The organism is Polynucleobacter victoriensis (assembly GCF_900187875.1).
Taxonomy (GTDB): Bacteria; Pseudomonadota; Gammaproteobacteria; order Burkholderiales; family Burkholderiaceae; genus Polynucleobacter; species Polynucleobacter victoriensis.
Window position 1 is genome coordinate 1,178,755 of the sequence record NZ_FYEX01000001.1, and the last position, 15,017, is coordinate 1,193,771.

Annotated in this window: 15 protein-coding genes; 6 read left to right on the plus strand and 9 right to left on the minus strand. The window is 43.9% G+C overall.

Annotation, left to right across the window (positions count from 1 at the left end):
* Window positions 1-145 precede the first annotated feature (145 nt).
* Window positions 146-1,345: a DesA family fatty acid desaturase gene (locus CFR83_RS06105; RefSeq protein WP_088813096.1), complete on the plus strand. Its 1,200-nt coding sequence runs from the start codon at window positions 146-148 to the stop codon at window positions 1,343-1,345.
* 92 nt (window positions 1,346-1,437) lie between these two features.
* Here the strand turns inward: CFR83_RS06105 and rpmG are convergent, their stop codons facing one another.
* The 3 genes from rpmG to radC form a co-directional block, all read right to left on the minus strand.
* On the minus strand, window positions 1,438-1,605 hold the full coding sequence (gene rpmG / locus CFR83_RS06110) for a 50S ribosomal protein L33 (protein WP_088813097.1): 168 nt from the start codon (window positions 1,603-1,605) through the stop codon (window positions 1,438-1,440).
* A gap of 11 nt (window positions 1,606-1,616) precedes the next feature.
* Window positions 1,617-1,850 (minus strand): 50S ribosomal protein L28, encoded by a 234-nt coding sequence (gene rpmB, locus CFR83_RS06115; RefSeq protein ID WP_088813098.1) that lies wholly within the window; start codon window positions 1,848-1,850, stop codon window positions 1,617-1,619.
* A gap of 136 nt (window positions 1,851-1,986) precedes the next feature.
* Window positions 1,987-2,814 carry a RadC family protein gene (gene radC, locus CFR83_RS06120; RefSeq protein ID WP_088813218.1) on the minus strand — a complete coding sequence of 276 codons (828 nt, stop codon included), beginning with the start codon at window positions 2,812-2,814 and terminating at the stop codon, window positions 1,987-1,989.
* Here radC and CFR83_RS06125 point away from each other — a divergent pair.
* The gene (locus CFR83_RS06125) at window positions 2,701-3,165 is read left to right on the plus strand and encodes an FKBP-type peptidyl-prolyl cis-trans isomerase (protein ID WP_088813099.1); all 465 of its coding nucleotides are present in this window, start codon (window positions 2,701-2,703) and stop codon (window positions 3,163-3,165) included. The genes radC and CFR83_RS06125 overlap by 114 nt on opposite strands.
* 6 nt (window positions 3,166-3,171) lie before the next feature.
* On the plus strand, window positions 3,172-4,125 hold the full coding sequence (gene ispH / locus CFR83_RS06130; protein ID WP_088813100.1) for a 4-hydroxy-3-methylbut-2-enyl diphosphate reductase: 954 nt from the start codon (window positions 3,172-3,174) through the stop codon (window positions 4,123-4,125).
* Window positions 4,126-4,161: 36 nt separating this feature from the next.
* Here the strand turns inward: ispH and CFR83_RS06135 are convergent, their stop codons facing one another.
* Both CFR83_RS06135 and CFR83_RS06140 read right to left on the minus strand, forming a co-directional pair.
* Window positions 4,162-5,337: an acetylornithine transaminase gene (locus tag CFR83_RS06135; protein WP_207758554.1), complete on the minus strand. Its 1,176-nt coding sequence runs from the start codon at window positions 5,335-5,337 to the stop codon at window positions 4,162-4,164.
* A gap of 60 nt (window positions 5,338-5,397) precedes the next feature.
* Window positions 5,398-6,450 (minus strand): CDP-6-deoxy-delta-3,4-glucoseen reductase, encoded by a 1,053-nt coding sequence (locus tag CFR83_RS06140; RefSeq protein ID WP_088813219.1) that lies wholly within the window; start codon window positions 6,448-6,450, stop codon window positions 5,398-5,400.
* A gap of 35 nt (window positions 6,451-6,485) precedes the next feature.
* Between CFR83_RS06140 and CFR83_RS06145 the strand changes: the two genes are divergently transcribed.
* On the plus strand, window positions 6,486-7,370 hold the full coding sequence (locus CFR83_RS06145) for an SDR family oxidoreductase (protein WP_088813102.1): 885 nt from the start codon (window positions 6,486-6,488) through the stop codon (window positions 7,368-7,370).
* Between the two features lies 1 nt (window position 7,371).
* On the opposite strand, the gene CFR83_RS06150 is transcribed toward CFR83_RS06145, so the two are convergent.
* Genes CFR83_RS06150 through CFR83_RS06160 form a run of 3 tightly spaced genes read right to left on the minus strand, consistent with a single transcriptional unit; the run spans window position 7,372 to window position 11,150 of the window.
* On the minus strand, window positions 7,372-9,153 hold the full coding sequence (locus CFR83_RS06150) for a glutamine--tRNA ligase/YqeY domain fusion protein (protein WP_088813220.1): 1,782 nt from the start codon (window positions 9,151-9,153) through the stop codon (window positions 7,372-7,374).
* 15 nt (window positions 9,154-9,168) lie between these two features.
* Window positions 9,169-10,671, minus strand: a complete 1,503-nt coding sequence (locus tag CFR83_RS06155; protein ID WP_088813103.1) for a tripartite tricarboxylate transporter permease — start codon at window positions 10,669-10,671, stop codon at window positions 9,169-9,171.
* 17 nt (window positions 10,672-10,688) lie between these two features.
* Entirely contained in the window at window positions 10,689-11,150 is a 462-nt protein-coding gene (locus CFR83_RS06160; RefSeq protein ID WP_088813104.1) for a tripartite tricarboxylate transporter TctB family protein, read from the minus strand.
* Window positions 11,151-11,278: 128 nt separating this feature from the next.
* On the opposite strand from CFR83_RS06160, the gene alaS reads away from it, so the two are divergent.
* Window positions 11,279-13,906 carry an alanine--tRNA ligase gene (gene alaS / locus CFR83_RS06165; protein WP_088813105.1) on the plus strand — a complete coding sequence of 876 codons (2,628 nt, stop codon included), beginning with the start codon at window positions 11,279-11,281 and terminating at the stop codon, window positions 13,904-13,906.
* Window positions 13,903-14,139 (plus strand): sulfurtransferase TusA family protein, encoded by a 237-nt coding sequence (locus tag CFR83_RS06170; RefSeq protein WP_088813106.1) that lies wholly within the window; start codon window positions 13,903-13,905, stop codon window positions 14,137-14,139. The genes alaS and CFR83_RS06170 overlap by 4 nt, the downstream gene beginning before the upstream one ends.
* Before the next feature lie 11 nt (window positions 14,140-14,150).
* Here the strand turns inward: CFR83_RS06170 and galU are convergent, their stop codons facing one another.
* Window positions 14,151-15,017 carry a UTP--glucose-1-phosphate uridylyltransferase GalU gene (galU, locus tag CFR83_RS06175; RefSeq protein ID WP_088813107.1) on the minus strand — a complete coding sequence of 289 codons (867 nt, stop codon included), beginning with the start codon at window positions 15,015-15,017 and terminating at the stop codon, window positions 14,151-14,153.

The window sequence follows — 15,017 nt, forward strand, 5'->3', positions numbered from 1 at the left end:
TAGTAAAAGTAGCTAATTTTCATCTTTTTTCTTTATCTACCTTCTAAAAAACATGATATTTATCAAACTCGCCAATTAAATGGTGAGCTTGATAAATAAAACCTTGTTAAAATCCTATTCTTAAGTAAATAGAGAGGATGGCCGCATGGCTTGGTTAGAAAATACCCGTGATTTTGTGTTGAATTGGTTGGCGAATGGTTACCTAGATTGGTCTGGGTGGCAGATTCTGCTCATCACATTGCTGTTAACTCATATCACGATTGCCAGCGTGACAATCTTCTTGCATCGCTGCCAAGCTCATCGTGCTTTGGAATTGCATGCTATCCCTGCACATTTTTTCCGCTTTTGGTTGTGGTTAACCACTGGTATGGTGACAAAAGAGTGGGCCGCGATTCATCGCAAACACCACGCTAAGTGCGAAACAGTAGATGATCCACACAGCCCTCAAATCTTGGGTATTGGTACTGTTTTATCTCGTGGCGCTGAGTTATATCGTGCTGAGGCTAAGAATAAAGAAACGATTGAAAAGTTTGGTCATGGCACGCCAGATGACTGGATTGAGCACAACTTGTACTCTAAGTATCAGTGGCAAGGTGTGGGCTTAATGCTTTTGATTGACCTATTCTTGTTTGGAGCTGTTGGCGCAACAGTTTGGGCTGTACAAATGTTGTGGATTCCAATTACTGCTGCGGGCATCATCAATGGTATGGGTCACTACTGGGGCTACCGTAACTACGATTGTGAAGATGCCTCTACCAATTTAATGCCATGGGGCATCATCATTGGTGGTGAAGAGCTTCACAATAATCACCATACCTATGCAACTAGCGCAAAGCTATCTAACAAGTGGTATGAGTTTGATATTGGTTGGGTTTATATCCGCACTCTAGAAATGGCTGGTTTGGCCAAGGTGAAGAAGTTGCCGCCTAAGCCAGTACTCTCAGAGATCTCTCAAGCTTCAGAAAAAACATTGCAAGCTGTGATCGCCAATCGTTACGAGTTAATGGCGCGTTATTCCAAGGCTCTGCGTCAAACTTTTGATGCTGAAGTGAATCATGTACGAGAACTAGCAAATCAATTTAGTGATGAGCATTTGTGGCTATACAAGGATGAAGCTAAGTTGACTGATCAAGAGCGTGAGCGTTTAGAAAAGTTAATGGCAAGCAACAAGTCTGTGAAGTTAATGGTTGAAATGCGCCGTGATTTAGCTACTCTTTGGGAGCGTTCTCATGTTACTAAGGAGCAGTTGATTGCTCAGCTACAAGCTTGGTGTAATAAGGCTGAAACCAGCGGTATGACTGGTTTACAAGAGTTTTCTTTGCGCCTGCGTCGTTACACCGTTTAAAGATAAAGCAATTCGCTAGGCAATAAAAAACCCGCTTAGAGCGGGTTTTTTATTTGAAACACTGATTAAAACAACAAATCAATAATGATTGATTACTTAATCTTTGTTTCTTTGTATGAAACGTGCTTGCGAGCTTTTGGATCAAACTTCATGATTTCCATTTTCTCTGGCATGTTACGTTTGTTTTTTGTAGTCGTGTAGAAGTGACCTGTACCAGCTGTCGACTCCAACTTGATTTTTTCGCGTCCACCTTTAGCCATTCTGCTGCTCCTTAGATTTCACCGCGAGCACGCAAATCAGCCAATACAGCGTCAATGCCTACTTTATCGATCATGCGAAGACCGGCGTTGGTAATGCGTAAGCTTACCCAACGGTTTTCTGATTCAACCCAAAAACGACGATTTTGCAAATTTGGCAAAAAGCGACGTTTAGTCTTATTGTTTGCGTGGGAAACATTGTTGCCGACCATCGGCTTCTTCCCGGTGACTTGGCATACTCTTGCCATGACACACTCCTTGAAATGCGAAAAAAAGAGATTGTAGCAGGTGCGTGAAAAGTATTCCACTATTTACCTGTCTTTTTATATATTTTTCTCTCCAAGACCCATCAAACTTCCGTTAAATGTTAGTGTTTACTACCATTTAGGGCATTAAATTCATGTCTAAAAAAGAAATACCTCCATTTTTCGACACAATACAGTGATCAAGCAGATGAACATCAATTAACTCTAGAGCTTGATAAAGAGATTGGGTAAGTTCGATATCTTCTTTACTGGGTTTTAGGCTGCCACTGGGGTGATTGTGCGCAATGACCAGGTGACTGGCATTTCTGAGTAAACACTCTTTAGCAATTTCTCTGATATGGACGGTGGTTTCAGATATCGAGCCCCTGAATATTTCATGGATATCAATAACTCGTAAGTGGATATCTAAATACAAGCAAACAAACACCTCATATTCCTTTTTGCCAATTAAGCCAATTAGGTAGTTTTTAACTACCTCAGTAGAGGTGAGAACGTCATTACGTTTGATTCTTTCAAGGTAGCTGCGTTGAACTAGTTCTTGAATCACTTTTAATTGTGACCACTTAGAAACACCAATTCCTTTGAATTTATTTAAATCTTCATAGCTAGAACTGAGAATAGAAGAGATCGAGCCAAATTGTTGAAGTAGTCGTTTGGATAAACCCAGTGAGTTTTCACCAGGGCTGCCGGTTCTTAGAAGTATGGAGAGCAACTCAGCATCACTCATTTGGCTTGGGCCCTGTAATTGCAGTTTTTCTCTAGGTCGATATGACTCGGGGCTTTGATTTACTGATCTTTGGGCAGATTTTTGTGGGGTAGTTAAAATGTGGTCATGACTAATACAAATACAGCCGGCGGCGGCGAAGTTACCGCAACTTCTTTTTTGACCTTGAATTACAGGATTGCTCTTCCTGAGGGTGGAGATGTCGTCAACACTTTCGAAGATAAGCCTGCGACCTTGATGATGGGCACTGGTCAGTTTGCTCCAACGTTGGAGCAGGCTTTGCTTGGCATGAAGTTGGGTGAAAGAAAAACTTTTACTTTGGATCCCGAGGCAGCGTTTGGAGTTAAGAACCCTGATTTGATCAGAAAGATTTCTATGCAAACGTTGCGTGAGAACAGCTCTCCTGAAGAGGATTATGTGGCTGGCGATATGATTGAGTTCAATGCGCCCAATGGTGCAACTTACTCTGGAACATTGATTGCAATTGATGGTGATTCTGCAACCTTTGACTTTAATCATCCTTTGTCTGGCAAAACAATTTTGCTTGAAGCGGAAATCATTGGAATTCTCTGATTGAACATGACTAATCAACTGCCCAATGAGAGTGCTGTAGATGGAGAAATTCTGCTGGCACAGCCAAGAGGTTTTTGTGCAGGCGTAGATAGAGCCATCACGATTGTTGAGCAAGCCTTGGAAAAATTTGGTGCGCCGATTTATGTGCGCCATGAAATTGTTCATAACGCCTACGTTGTGAATGATTTGCGCTCTAGGGGCGCAGTCTTTGTGGATGAGTTGAGTGAAGTTCCTGCGGGCAATACCGTGATCTTTAGTGCTCATGGAGTTGCTCCTGCCGTTAGGCAAGAGGCAGAAGCACGTGGGTTGAAAATATTTGATGCAACTTGTCCTTTGGTGACAAAGGTGCATGTTGAAGTAACAAAAATGCGCAAAGAAGGCATGCATATCATCATGATTGGTCATCGTGGTCATCCAGAAGTTGAGGGCACCATGGGCCAGGCACCTGACGGCATTCAACTGGTGGAAAACATCAAGGATGTTGAGGCCTTAGATATTCCTACTAACGCTCCCGTGGCTTATGTAACCCAAACAACTCTGTCAGTCGATGAAACCAAAGAGATTGTTGATGCTTTGAAAAGCAAATATCCAGCGATCGCTCAACCAAAAAAGCAGGACATTTGTTATGCGACTCAAAATCGACAAGATGCAGTGAAATTCATGGCTCCACAAGTTGATCTAGTCATTGTCGTGGGCAGTCCTAATAGCTCGAACTCGAATCGCTTGAGAGAATTGTCTGAAAAGTTAGGTGTTGTTTCCTACATGGTGGACCAACCAAGTCAGCTAAAGCCTGAGTGGTTTGTAGGTAAAAAAAGAGTGGGCTTGACTGCTGGTGCCTCTGCACCAGAAAGCTTGGCTCAGTCGATTATTGAGCGCATTAAAGAGTTGGGTCCTAAGAACGTGAGAACCCTAGACGGTATTGTTGAAAATACCTCTTTCCCGCTGCCTAAGGGACTCTAAAGACTTCTAAAAGTCTTTAGGGCACCGCGGTTGCAATTAAATCGATTTAATTACGCCGCGCAGTAAATCAACCATTTGCTTAAGTTCTTCGCGACTGATATTCAAGGCAGGCATAAAGCGCAATAAGTTAGGGCGTGGAGAATTCAACAAAAGACCAAATGGCTCTAAATTACGAGCGCGCTCAACAATTTCAGGACCAATATCTTTATTGAGTTTGAGTGCACGCAATAAACCTTCGCCTCTTTCACCATCTAAACCTAGTTCATTGCTTAGGTCTAGTAATAACTCTCTAAGATATTGACCCTTGGCTACCACTTCATCTAAGAAGCCTGGTGCGAGTAACTGATTAATGACGCTGCAGCCCACAGCAGTCATGAGTGGGTTACCGTTGTAAGTGCCGCCTTGATCACCCGGCTCAAAGCAGGCGACTTCATCGGTAGCTAGCAACGCAGCTAGAGGCACGCCACCACCAATGCCTTTACCTAAAGTCATGATGTCAGGGTTGATGTTATATAACTGGTGGGCAAATAGTTTTCCCGTACGTCCACATCCAGCTTGAACTTCATCCACGATGAGCAAAATATTGTTGGCTTTAGTGAATTCACGTAATTGACGCATGAACTCATGATCTGCTGGAATAACGCCGCCTTCACCTTGAACTGGCTCTAGCATCACGGCCACAGTTTTCTCGTTCACTAATTTCTTAACTGACTCTAAATCATTCAGCTCAGCTTTAGGAAAACCTGGTACCTGTGGAGCGAACATAGTGTCCCAGCCTTCTTTGCCGGAAGCGCTCATGGTGGCTAGTGTTCTACCGTGGAAGCCATGGTTGAACGTGATGATTTCATAGGCGTGATTCTTGTGCAGTTTGCCCCATTTGCGCGCTAGCTTAATAGCTCCTTCATTAGCTTCTGCACCGCTATTGGCAAAGAACACCTTATTAAAGCAACTGTTGTCAGTTAGCAAGTTAGCTAGCTGAATCATAGGTTCGTTGTAAAAGGCAGGACTTGGGTTAATAACTTTTCTAGCCTGCTTTTCAAGTGCTTCGATCATGCCTGGGTTAGAGTGACCTAAGCAGTTAACTGCCCAACCTTGCAAAAAGTCTAAATATTTTTTGCCTTGGTGGTCGATGAGCCATGAGCCTTTGCCTTCAACAAAAACTAATTCTGGACGCTTAGTGATGTACATCACTGAGTGTGTATCAATATTCATATTTTTAGACTCTGGGTTCATGATTCATCAAGAATTTAAATAACAATTTTTACAAAATGATTAAGCAGGTGTTTTTTTAGCTAAATCTGCTGCTGAGGTAAATGCGTCAGCGTAGAACTCATCGCTAGGTAAACCACATTTTGCAACGAAATCATTTTTGGCTGATTCAACAACGATTGGTGCCCCACAGGCATAGACTTGGAAACCTGACATATCAGGGTTGTCCTGCATTGCTGCAGCATGAACAAAGCCTGTTCTACCATTCCATTGATCTTCAGGTAGAGCATCTGACACAACTGGAATGTATTCAAATCCAGGAATTTCTTTTGCCCAAGTTTGGCATAACTCATGGTGATAGAAATCCTTTGGTCGACGACCGCCCCAGTACAGCTTAATCGGGCGTGAAATCCCTTGGTGACGAATATGTTCAACAATGCCCTTAATCGGAGCAAAGCCTGTGCCTGAGGCAATAAAGATAATGGGTTTATTAGAGTCCTCACGCAAGAAGAAGCTACCCAATGGGCCTTCAAAGCGCAAGATATCCTTTTCTTTCATCATCGTGCCTGATTCGCTGCTACCAAACACGAAGTCTGTGAAAGCGCCACCTGGCATGTGTCTGATGTGCAATTCCAGTGGGCCCTCTTCGTGAGGGGCACTCGCAATTGAGTAAGCTCTGCGTTTATCTTTGAGTAAGAACTCAATATATTGACCCGCCACAAATTGGAATTTTTCGGTGGCTGGAAGTTGTAGCTTCACGATAACCACATCGTCAGTGACACGGTTAAGGCTTGCAACTCGGCAAGGAATCTTTTTGATGACCACGTCGCCATGGGCTTCAACTTCTCTTACATCAATCACTAAATCGGATTCTGCTTTAGCGCAGCAAAACAAAGCCATGCTATTTAAAGCCTCTTCGCCACTGAGGGCTTTTTCATTATGGTCGCCATGGCTCACACAGCCTGACTCAACCTTTCCTTTGCATGAACCGCATGCACCATTTTTGCAACCGTACGGTAAATGAATACCCTGTCTCATCGCTGCTTCTAGAACAGTTTCATCACTGTTTGCACTAAAAGTTTTTCCGCTATTTTTAATGGTAATTTGGTAAGACACTGACATTCCTTTTTTAAAGCATTACGATTGAGTTCATGCAACGTATAGGTAAACCTAGAATTCTCATAGTTGGTTGTGGCGACGTCGGTATGCGCTTACTGCCTCTATTGGTTGAAAAATACAGAGTTTTCGCTCTGACTTCCTCGCAAGACAGAATGCTCACTTTGAGACAGGCTGGTGTAACCCCTATTTTGGGGGATCTTGACCAAGCACATACTCTGTGGCGCTTACCGCACTTAGCTGCCCAGGTGGTTCATTTAGCCCCGCCACCATCTCAAGGCTCCACTGACACCCGAACACACAACTTATTACGGATTTTAGCGCAGGGGAGTGGTTTTATCAGACAACTGGTCTATATCAGCACAACTGGTGTCTATGGAGATTGTCAGGGAGCGACGATTGATGAAACACGTCAGGTGAATCCCAAAAGTGCTAGAGCCCTCAGAAGAGTATCTGCGGAGGCCCAAATTAGAGCTTGGGCAGTGACTCATCAAGTTCAAGCCCAGATTCTGAGGGTACCTGGTATTTATGCGGGAGATCGACTCCCTCTTGATCGCATTGCCCGTCAGTTGCCAGCTTTGGTTAAAAACGATGATGTTTTTACCAATCATATTCATGCGGATGATTTGGCAAAATTGATAATTTATGTTTTATCCAGGGGTAAGGCACAACGTGTCATCAATGCTTGCGATGACAGTGATATGTTGATGGGTGATTATTTTGATTTGGTTGCTGATGCATTTAATTTGCCAAAGCCACCAAGAGTCACAAAGCAGGAACTGCCCAACTTGGTTGAGCCTATGACGCTTTCATTCATGAGTGAGTCTAGGCGCATAAAAAACCACCGTTTAAGTGAACTTAGGTTTCAACTCACTTATCCAACGGTGGCAGATTTTCTGAAAACTACTAAAGCTACTTAAACTACTTCCAAGTGTCCTTAAGACCCACGCACATGTTAAAGACAGGTTTGGCGGCGCTGTGATCAACACGGTCAGCAACAAAATAACCATGGCGTTCAAATTGGAAGCGTTGCTCGGCTTTGACATTGCTCAAACTTGGCTCTAGATACGCAGTTAAAACTTGCTTAGAGTTTGGATTAATAGCATCTAAGAAATTTTTGTCGCCGCTATCTGGGTGAGGGTCTGTGAATAGTCGATCGTATATGCGAACTTCAGCCTTGATCGCATTTTTTGCGCTGACCCAATGCAGGTTACCTTTGACTTTGTAATTATTTGATTCTGGAGTGCCGCTCTTACTGTCAGAAAAATAATTGGCGTGAACAGCAGTGACTTCACCATTCGCATCAGTATCGTAACCCGTGCATTCAATCACAAAGCCATGGCGCAAGCGTACGCGACTGCCTGGTTGACCATCCTTAGGTGGATAAAGTCTAAAGAAACCTTTGATTGGTTCAATCATGAAGTCATCAGCTTCAATCCAAAGCTCTTTGGTGAGAGTGAACTCTCTGCGACCCCAATCCTCGTGATGTGGATGTTTAGGCGCTGAACAAGGCTCCTCAACTGTCGGATCAAAATTATCAATAATCAGTTTGAGTGGCTTGAGAACAGCAAAAGCTCTTTCTGCTCTGGCATCTAAATCATCGCGGAGTGCTTGTTCAAGAACTGACATATCAATCCAGCTATCAGCTTTCGATACGCCAATACGTTCGCAGAACAATCTCAAGCTCTCGGGAGTGAAGCCACGCCTTCTGATGCCAACAATCGTTGGTAAGCGAGGGTCATCCCAGCCATCCACACGTTTTTCTTCTACTAACTGCAACAACTTACGTTTACTTGTGATGGCATACGTTAAGTTAAGGCGAGCGAATTCATATTGCTTAGGCAGTGGACCTTTAAATACACCGATATCTTTTAACGCCTCTAATACCCAATCGTAAAGCGGCCGATTGTTTTCAAACTCTAGTGTGCAAATAGAGTGCGTGATGTTTTCAAGTGCATCAGAAATGCAATGTGTGAAATCGTAAAGAGGATAGATGCACCATTTATCGCCTGTGCGGTGATGGTGCGCATGACGAATACGGTAAATAACTGGATCACGCATCACAATATTAGGATGCGCCATATCGATTTTTAACCTCAACACATGGGCGCCATCGGGATACTTACCCGCTTTCATGTCTCTGAATAAAGTTAAGTTCTCTTCAGGAGCGCGATTTCTAAAAGGGCTATTAGTACCTAATTGTGTAAATGTGCCACGGTTCTTATGTATCTCATCCGCTGATTGACTATCAATGTAAGCTTTACCAGCCTCAATTAGTTTTTCAGCAAATTCGTACAGTTGATCGAAGTAGTCGCTAGCGTAGTGCTGATGCTCTACACCATCTTCTACCCAGTCAAAGCCTAACCAACGCACAGCATCAATGATGCTATCAACGTACTCTGTTTCTTCTTTACTCGGATTCGTATCGTCAAAGCGCATATTGCAACGAGCGCCTTGGGGAGCATGGGCGTAATCCCTAGCTAGACCAAAATTGAGGCAAATACTCTTAGCATGGCCAATATGAAGATAGCCATTGGGCTCTGGTGGAAAGCGGGTAATAACGCTTGGAAGTGGCTTGCCAGCGGAATCTAAGCGATTGGCATGCTTGCCACTAGCAAGGTCAGAATCAATGATTTGGCGCAAAAAATTCGAGACCTCTAGGGTCTCGAATTTAGAAGGGGATGGGTTCTTCTTTTCAGACATACCCATATTGTAGATTTATTCTTCGACGAAGGCTTCTTCTCTTGTTTTCTTAACTGCTGGCAAGGTCACAATTACCACCAATGCAGCTGCTGCAATCAATAGACCAAGAGATAGTGGTCTTGTAACAAATACTGTGAAATCACCCCTAGCCAACAATAGTGCACGGCGGAAATTCTCTTCCATCATTGGTCCCAAAACGAAACCTAGAAGTAGTGGAGGAGCTTCGCAACCTAATTTCACGAACAAATATCCAATCACGCCAAATGCTGCTGTGATGAAAATATCGAAGTTAGTGTTGTTCACTGTATAAACACCGATACAGCAGAACACAAGGATCGCTGGATATAAGTGCTTGTATGGAATTGTCAACATCTTCACCCATACGCCAATCAACGGCAAGTTCAAGATGATCAACATGAAGTTACCAATCCACATAGATGCAATCAAACCCCAGAATAGTGCTGGGTTAGAGCTCATGACTTGTGGGCCTGGTTGAATGTTGTGAATTGTCATCGCACCCACCATCAAGGCCATCACAGCATTAGGAGGAATACCCAATGTTAATAATGGAATGAATGATGTTTGTGAGGCAGCATTGTTAGCGCTTTCTGGACCAGCAACACCCTCGATGGCACCTTTACCAAACTCGGCGCTATGTTTTGATGTTTTCTTCTCTAATGAATATGCTGCGAACGCCGCAAGAGCTGCACCGCCGCCAGGTAAAACGCCAAGGATTGAGCCGATACTTGTGCCTCTTAGAATTGAAGGCATCATGCGCTTGAAATCTTCTTTGCTTGGCCAGAGTGATGTCACTTTATCCAAGAAAGTTTCACGCTTTTCTTTTTGCTCAAGGTTACTCATGATTTCTGCGAAACCAAACACACCCATCGCTACTGATACGAAACCAATGCCGTCTGTTAGTTCAGGAATATCAAATGAGTAACGTGCAGTACCAGAGTTAACGTCTGTACCAATCAAGCCCAATAAAAGACCTAATACGATCATGGCAATCGCTTTAACCAATGAGCCAGAAGCCAATACCACTGCACCAATTAGACCAAGCACCATCAGTGAGAAGTATTCGGCGGGGCCAAATTTAAATGCAATTTCTGACAGAGGTGCTGCAAATGCTGCCAATACTAAAGTTGCAACACAGCCAGCAAAGAATGAGCCAAAGCCAGCTGTAAATAGAGCAACACCTGCACGACCACGTCGTGCCATCTGGTAACCGTCAATCGCAGTTACCACCGACGATGACTCGCCGGGGATGTTGACCAAAATCGCTGTGGTTGAGCCACCGTATTGGGCGCCGTAATAGATACCGGCCAACATGATGAGCGCAGCAATCGGAGGCAAGGCATATGTTGCTGGCAAGAGCATCGCAATCGTTGCGATAGGACCTAAGCCTGGTAACACACCAATCATTGTGCCTAGTAGGCAACCAATGAAACAGTAAAGTAGGTTTTGAGCTGTAAATGCTGTGGCAAAACCAAGAGCTAAGTTATCTAGTAATTCCATTATTTATCTCCTGGCAATTAAGCAGCTAAGAAGCTTGGCCACACTTGGAATTGAAGTTTCAATCCCCAAATGAAAGCAACATAAGCAATCACGTTAAGAATCACTGCGTTAACCACAGTACCCTTCCAGTGGAATTCATGGCTGGCCATCGCTGAAATGAAAATCAACATGATCAAAGAAACGATTAAGCCCATTGGCTTCAAGACCAAACCAAACAAAATGACTGAGCCGGTAACCCACATCACTGAAACCCAGTCCCAGCTTGCTAGTTCGTCTTTTGATGTCTTGGCAGACATAGAAGTCATTGTGATGATGGCGCCAAGTAGCGCTAGAACAATACCTAACCAGAATGGAAAGTAACCTGGGCCCATTTTGGCCGGTGTTCCCATGTTGTATGTCGTTGCAATGTAGGCAAATAGGATGCCAACAATCACAAACATCAAACCTGAGGCAAAGTCTTTTTGGCTGCGAATTTGCATAAATGTTTCCCCAAAATTTTTTAAAAAAGCTTTCTTTGACAGAATTGTAAGCTTTCTTAAAGGTTGAATTCAATTTTTCTTTGCGGGGGTTTATACCTAGAGAGTCTCTCTGAGTCATAATTACGCTCATGAAAGTTACTCAAATTCGCGAAAATTTCTTAAAGTTCTTTGAATCTAAAGGCCATCAGGTCGTTTCCTCAAGCCCAGTGGTGCCCGGTGATGACCCAACCCTGTTGTTTACCAATGCGGGTATGAATCAATTCAAGGATGTTTTTTTAGGCTTTGACAAGCGCCCTTATACAAGAGCAACCACTGCTCAAAAATGTATTCGTGCTGGTGGCAAACATAATGACTTGGATAACGTTGGTTATACAGCCCGTCATCACACATTCTTTGAAATGCTAGGTAATTTTTCTTTTGGCGACTATTTCAAAAGAGACGCTATTAGTTACGCTTGGGAACTTCTAACAACCGTTTACAAATTACCTGCGGATAAATTGTGGGTCACTGTTTACGCTGAAGATGATGAGGCCTATGACATTTGGGCTAAAGAAGTTGGTGTGCCAACTGAGAGAATTATTCGCATTGGTGACAACAAGGGCGCGCGTTACGCATCAGATAATTTTTGGATGATGGGTGACACTGGTCCATGCGGTCCTTGCACAGAAATTTTCTACGATCACGGTGAAGATATTCCTGGCGGCCCTCCGGGTAGCCCTGAAGAAGATGGTGACCGCTACATTGAGATTTGGAATAACGTCTTCATGCAATTTAATCGCGATGAAGATGGTGTGATGCATCCATTGCCTAAGCCTAGCGTTGATACTGGTATGGGTCTTGAGCGTATTGCTGCAGTGTTGCAGCATGTTCACTCAAACTATGAAATTGATTTATTTGTTAATTTGTTGGCAGCTGCCAAGTCAGCAGTGGATGGTGCAGGTGCTGGCAATTGTGATGCCAATAGCCCATCACTAAAAGTGATTGCTGACCATATTCGTGCTTGTTCATTTACTGTTACAGATGGTGTGATTCCAGGTAATGCAGGACGCGGTTATGTACTGCGCCGTATTACTCGTCGTGCGATTCGTCATGGTTATAAATTAGGCGCACGCGCACCATTCTTCCATAAGCTTGTGAGTGCTTTAGTGAAAGAAATGGGCGACGCCTATCCTGAGCTAAAAGCTAATGAGGCACGTGTTACAGAAGTATTAAAGCAAGAAGAGGAACGTTTTTTCCAAACCATCTCTAACGGTATGGAAATTCTTGAGGCAGCTTTAGCGGGTTCATCGAAAGTGATTGATGGCGAAACCGCATTTAAATTACACGACACATTTGGTTTTCCGCTTGATCTGACTGCAGACGTATGTCGTGAGCGTGGTGTGACAGTGGATGAGGCTGGTTTTGAAGTTGCCATGAACCGTCAGCGCGATCAAGCGCGTGCCGCAGGCAAATTCAAAATGGCGCAAGGCTTGGAGTACGCTGGTGCACCAACAGTATTCCATGGCTATGACACCTTAAATCAAGAATCAGCAAAAGTGTTGGCCTTGTATGTTGATGGTTCGCAAGTACCTTCAGTCAAGGCTGGTGATAACGCTGTGATTGTTTTGGATAACACCCCTTTCTATGCTGAATCAGGCGGGCAAGTAGGCGATGCAGGCGAACTGCGTAATACAACAAGTTTGTTTGATGTTGAAGATACGCTGAAAATTCAAGCAGATGTATTTGGCCATCATGGTCAAGTCTTAGAAGGTGAGATCAAGGTTGGTGATCAGCTCAATGCCAAAGTAAACGCTGAGAGACGTGCTAGAACTATTCGTCACCACAGCGCAACTCATCTGATGCATAAAGCTTTGCGAGAGGTGTTGGGTGCGCACGTGCAACAAAAAGGCTCGCTGGTAGATCCAGATAAAACACGTTTTGACTTTACGCACACAGCACCAATGACAGCAGAACAAATTGCTCAGGTGGAGCAATTGGTTAATGCAGAAATTTTGGCTAATGCTGCAGCGTCAGCGAAAGTGATGAGCTTAGATGACGCGCAAAAAACTGGTGCCATGATGTTGTTTGGTGAAAAGTACGGTGAAACTGTTCGCGTACTTGAGATTGGTTCATCAAAAGAGCTTTGCGGTGGTACGCATGTACAGCGCACGGGTGATATTGGTATCTTTAAGATTTTGGCTGAAAGTGGTGTGGCTGCTGGTATTCGTCGTGTTGAGGCGATTGCAGGAGATCGCGCTCTGAGCTATTTGCAAAAACTAGATACGCAAATTAATCAGCTAGCAGCTAGCTTAAAAGCTACGCCAAGTGATTTGGCTCAACGTATCACTCAATTACAAGATCATGCACGCTCTTTGGAGAAAGAGTTAGAGCGCTTGGGTTCTAAGTTGGCAGCGAGCCAAGGTGATGAGTTGGTTTCAAAAGCTGTGGAAGTGAATGGAATCCGTATTTTGGCAGCTCAACTTGAGGGTGCAGACGCCAAGGTGCTAAGAGAAACGCTAGACCAGTTGAAGAATAAATTGAAGTCTGCTGCCATTGTTTTGGCGTCCGTGCAAGATGGCAAAGTTCAGTTAGCCGCTGGCGTGACTGCTGATGCTGTAGGAAAAGTTAAAGCTGGTGATTTGGTTAACCACGTTGCTCAACAAGTGGGTGGTAAGGGCGGCGGTAAACCTGACATGGCAATGGCAGGCGGCACAGATCCTAAACGTCTTGTTGCTGCGCTTAACAGTGTTCAAGCATGGGTTACAGAGCGTCTATGAGTTTGCCTAAGGTAGATAAAGAGGTTGATGCTAGCGGGTTAAATTGCCCGCTACCGATCTTAAGGGCTAAAAAAGCATTGGCTGAAATGCAAAGTGGTGAAGTTTTAAAGGTGATTGCCACCGATAGTGGCTCTGAGCATGACTTTCCGACTTTTGCTAAGCAAACTGGTAACGATTTACTAGCCAGCGAAAAATTAGCGGACGCTTTTGTTTTTTATCTAAAGCGCCGCTAAGCAGAGTGTGATTAGCGGTTTTTAAGGAACTCGCTAAAGCCGTCTTTCACCTCAGGGTGACGCAAAGCAAAATCAACCGTTGCTTTTAGGTAGCCAAGTTTGCTGCCGCAGTCATAACGAATACCTTCATACTCATATGCCAAAACTTGTTCTTGGCTTAGTAATGATTGAATAGCATCGGTCAGTTGTAATTCGCCGCCAGCGCCTGGTTTGATAGTGCGGATGTGGTTGAAAATTCTTGAAGATAAAATGTAGCGACCCACAACACCCATGTTGGATGGGGCTTTAGCGGGTTCTGGTTTTTCTACGATACCGTTTAATTTATAAATACGGTCATCAAATATTTTTCCGTCAATCACGCCATAAGATTTGCTTTGTTCTGGTTGAATCTTTTCAACGCCCAAAATAGAGCTGCGATAGTGTTGATACTTGTCCACCATTTGTTTCATGACAGGTGTTGGACCATCTAACAGGTCGTCCGCTAAGATCACCGCAAAAGCTTCATCTCTGATGAGTTTCTCAGCACATAAAACTGCATGACCTAAACCCAAGGCTTCGGGTTGTCTCACGTAAACGCAATCAACATGACTTGGCTTAATGCTACGCACTAAGGCCAATAAATCTTTTTTGTTTTTAGCTTCAAGCTCAGCTTCAAGTTCGTAGGCTTTATCGAAGTGATCTTCAATCGCACGCTTACTGCGACCTGTTACAAAAATCATTTCAGTGATGCCTGCTGCCATGGCTTCTTCAACCGCATACTGAATCAGCGGTTTATCAACCACATTGAGCATCTCTTTGGGGCTGGCCTTAGTGGCAGGTAAAAATCGTGTGCCAAGACCTGCCACGGGAAAAACTGCTTTGGTAACTGTTTTATTCAT

Excerpts from the sequence above, each read along its gene's own strand:
- CFR83_RS06105 (WP_088813096.1), top strand. The coding sequence starts at position 146 with ATGGCTTGGTTAGAAAATACCCGTGATTTTGTGTTGAATTGGTTGGCG.
- rpmG (WP_088813097.1), bottom strand. The coding sequence starts at position 1,605 with ATGGCTAAAGGTGGACGCGAAAAAATCAAGTTGGAGTCGACAGCTGGT.
- rpmB (WP_088813098.1), bottom strand. The coding sequence starts at position 1,850 with ATGGCAAGAGTATGCCAAGTCACCGGGAAGAAGCCGATGGTCGGCAAC.
- CFR83_RS06125 (WP_088813099.1), top strand. The coding sequence starts at position 2,701 with ATGACTAATACAAATACAGCCGGCGGCGGCGAAGTTACCGCAACTTCT.
- ispH (WP_088813100.1), top strand. The coding sequence starts at position 3,172 with ATGACTAATCAACTGCCCAATGAGAGTGCTGTAGATGGAGAAATTCTG.
- CFR83_RS06135 (WP_207758554.1), bottom strand. The coding sequence starts at position 5,337 with ATGAATATTGATACACACTCAGTGATGTACATCACTAAGCGTCCAGAA.
- CFR83_RS06145 (WP_088813102.1), top strand. The coding sequence starts at position 6,486 with ATGCAACGTATAGGTAAACCTAGAATTCTCATAGTTGGTTGTGGCGAC.
- CFR83_RS06150 (WP_088813220.1), bottom strand. The coding sequence starts at position 9,153 with ATGTCTGAAAAGAAGAACCCATCCCCTTCTAAATTCGAGACCCTAGAG.
- CFR83_RS06155 (WP_088813103.1), bottom strand. The coding sequence starts at position 10,671 with ATGGAATTACTAGATAACTTAGCTCTTGGTTTTGCCACAGCATTTACA.
- CFR83_RS06160 (WP_088813104.1), bottom strand. The coding sequence starts at position 11,150 with ATGCAAATTCGCAGCCAAAAAGACTTTGCCTCAGGTTTGATGTTTGTG.
- alaS (WP_088813105.1), top strand. The coding sequence starts at position 11,279 with ATGAAAGTTACTCAAATTCGCGAAAATTTCTTAAAGTTCTTTGAATCT.
- CFR83_RS06170 (WP_088813106.1), top strand. The coding sequence starts at position 13,903 with ATGAGTTTGCCTAAGGTAGATAAAGAGGTTGATGCTAGCGGGTTAAAT.
- galU (WP_088813107.1), bottom strand. The coding sequence starts at position 15,017 with ATGAATAAAACAGTTACCAAAGCAGTTTTTCCCGTGGCAGGTCTTGGC.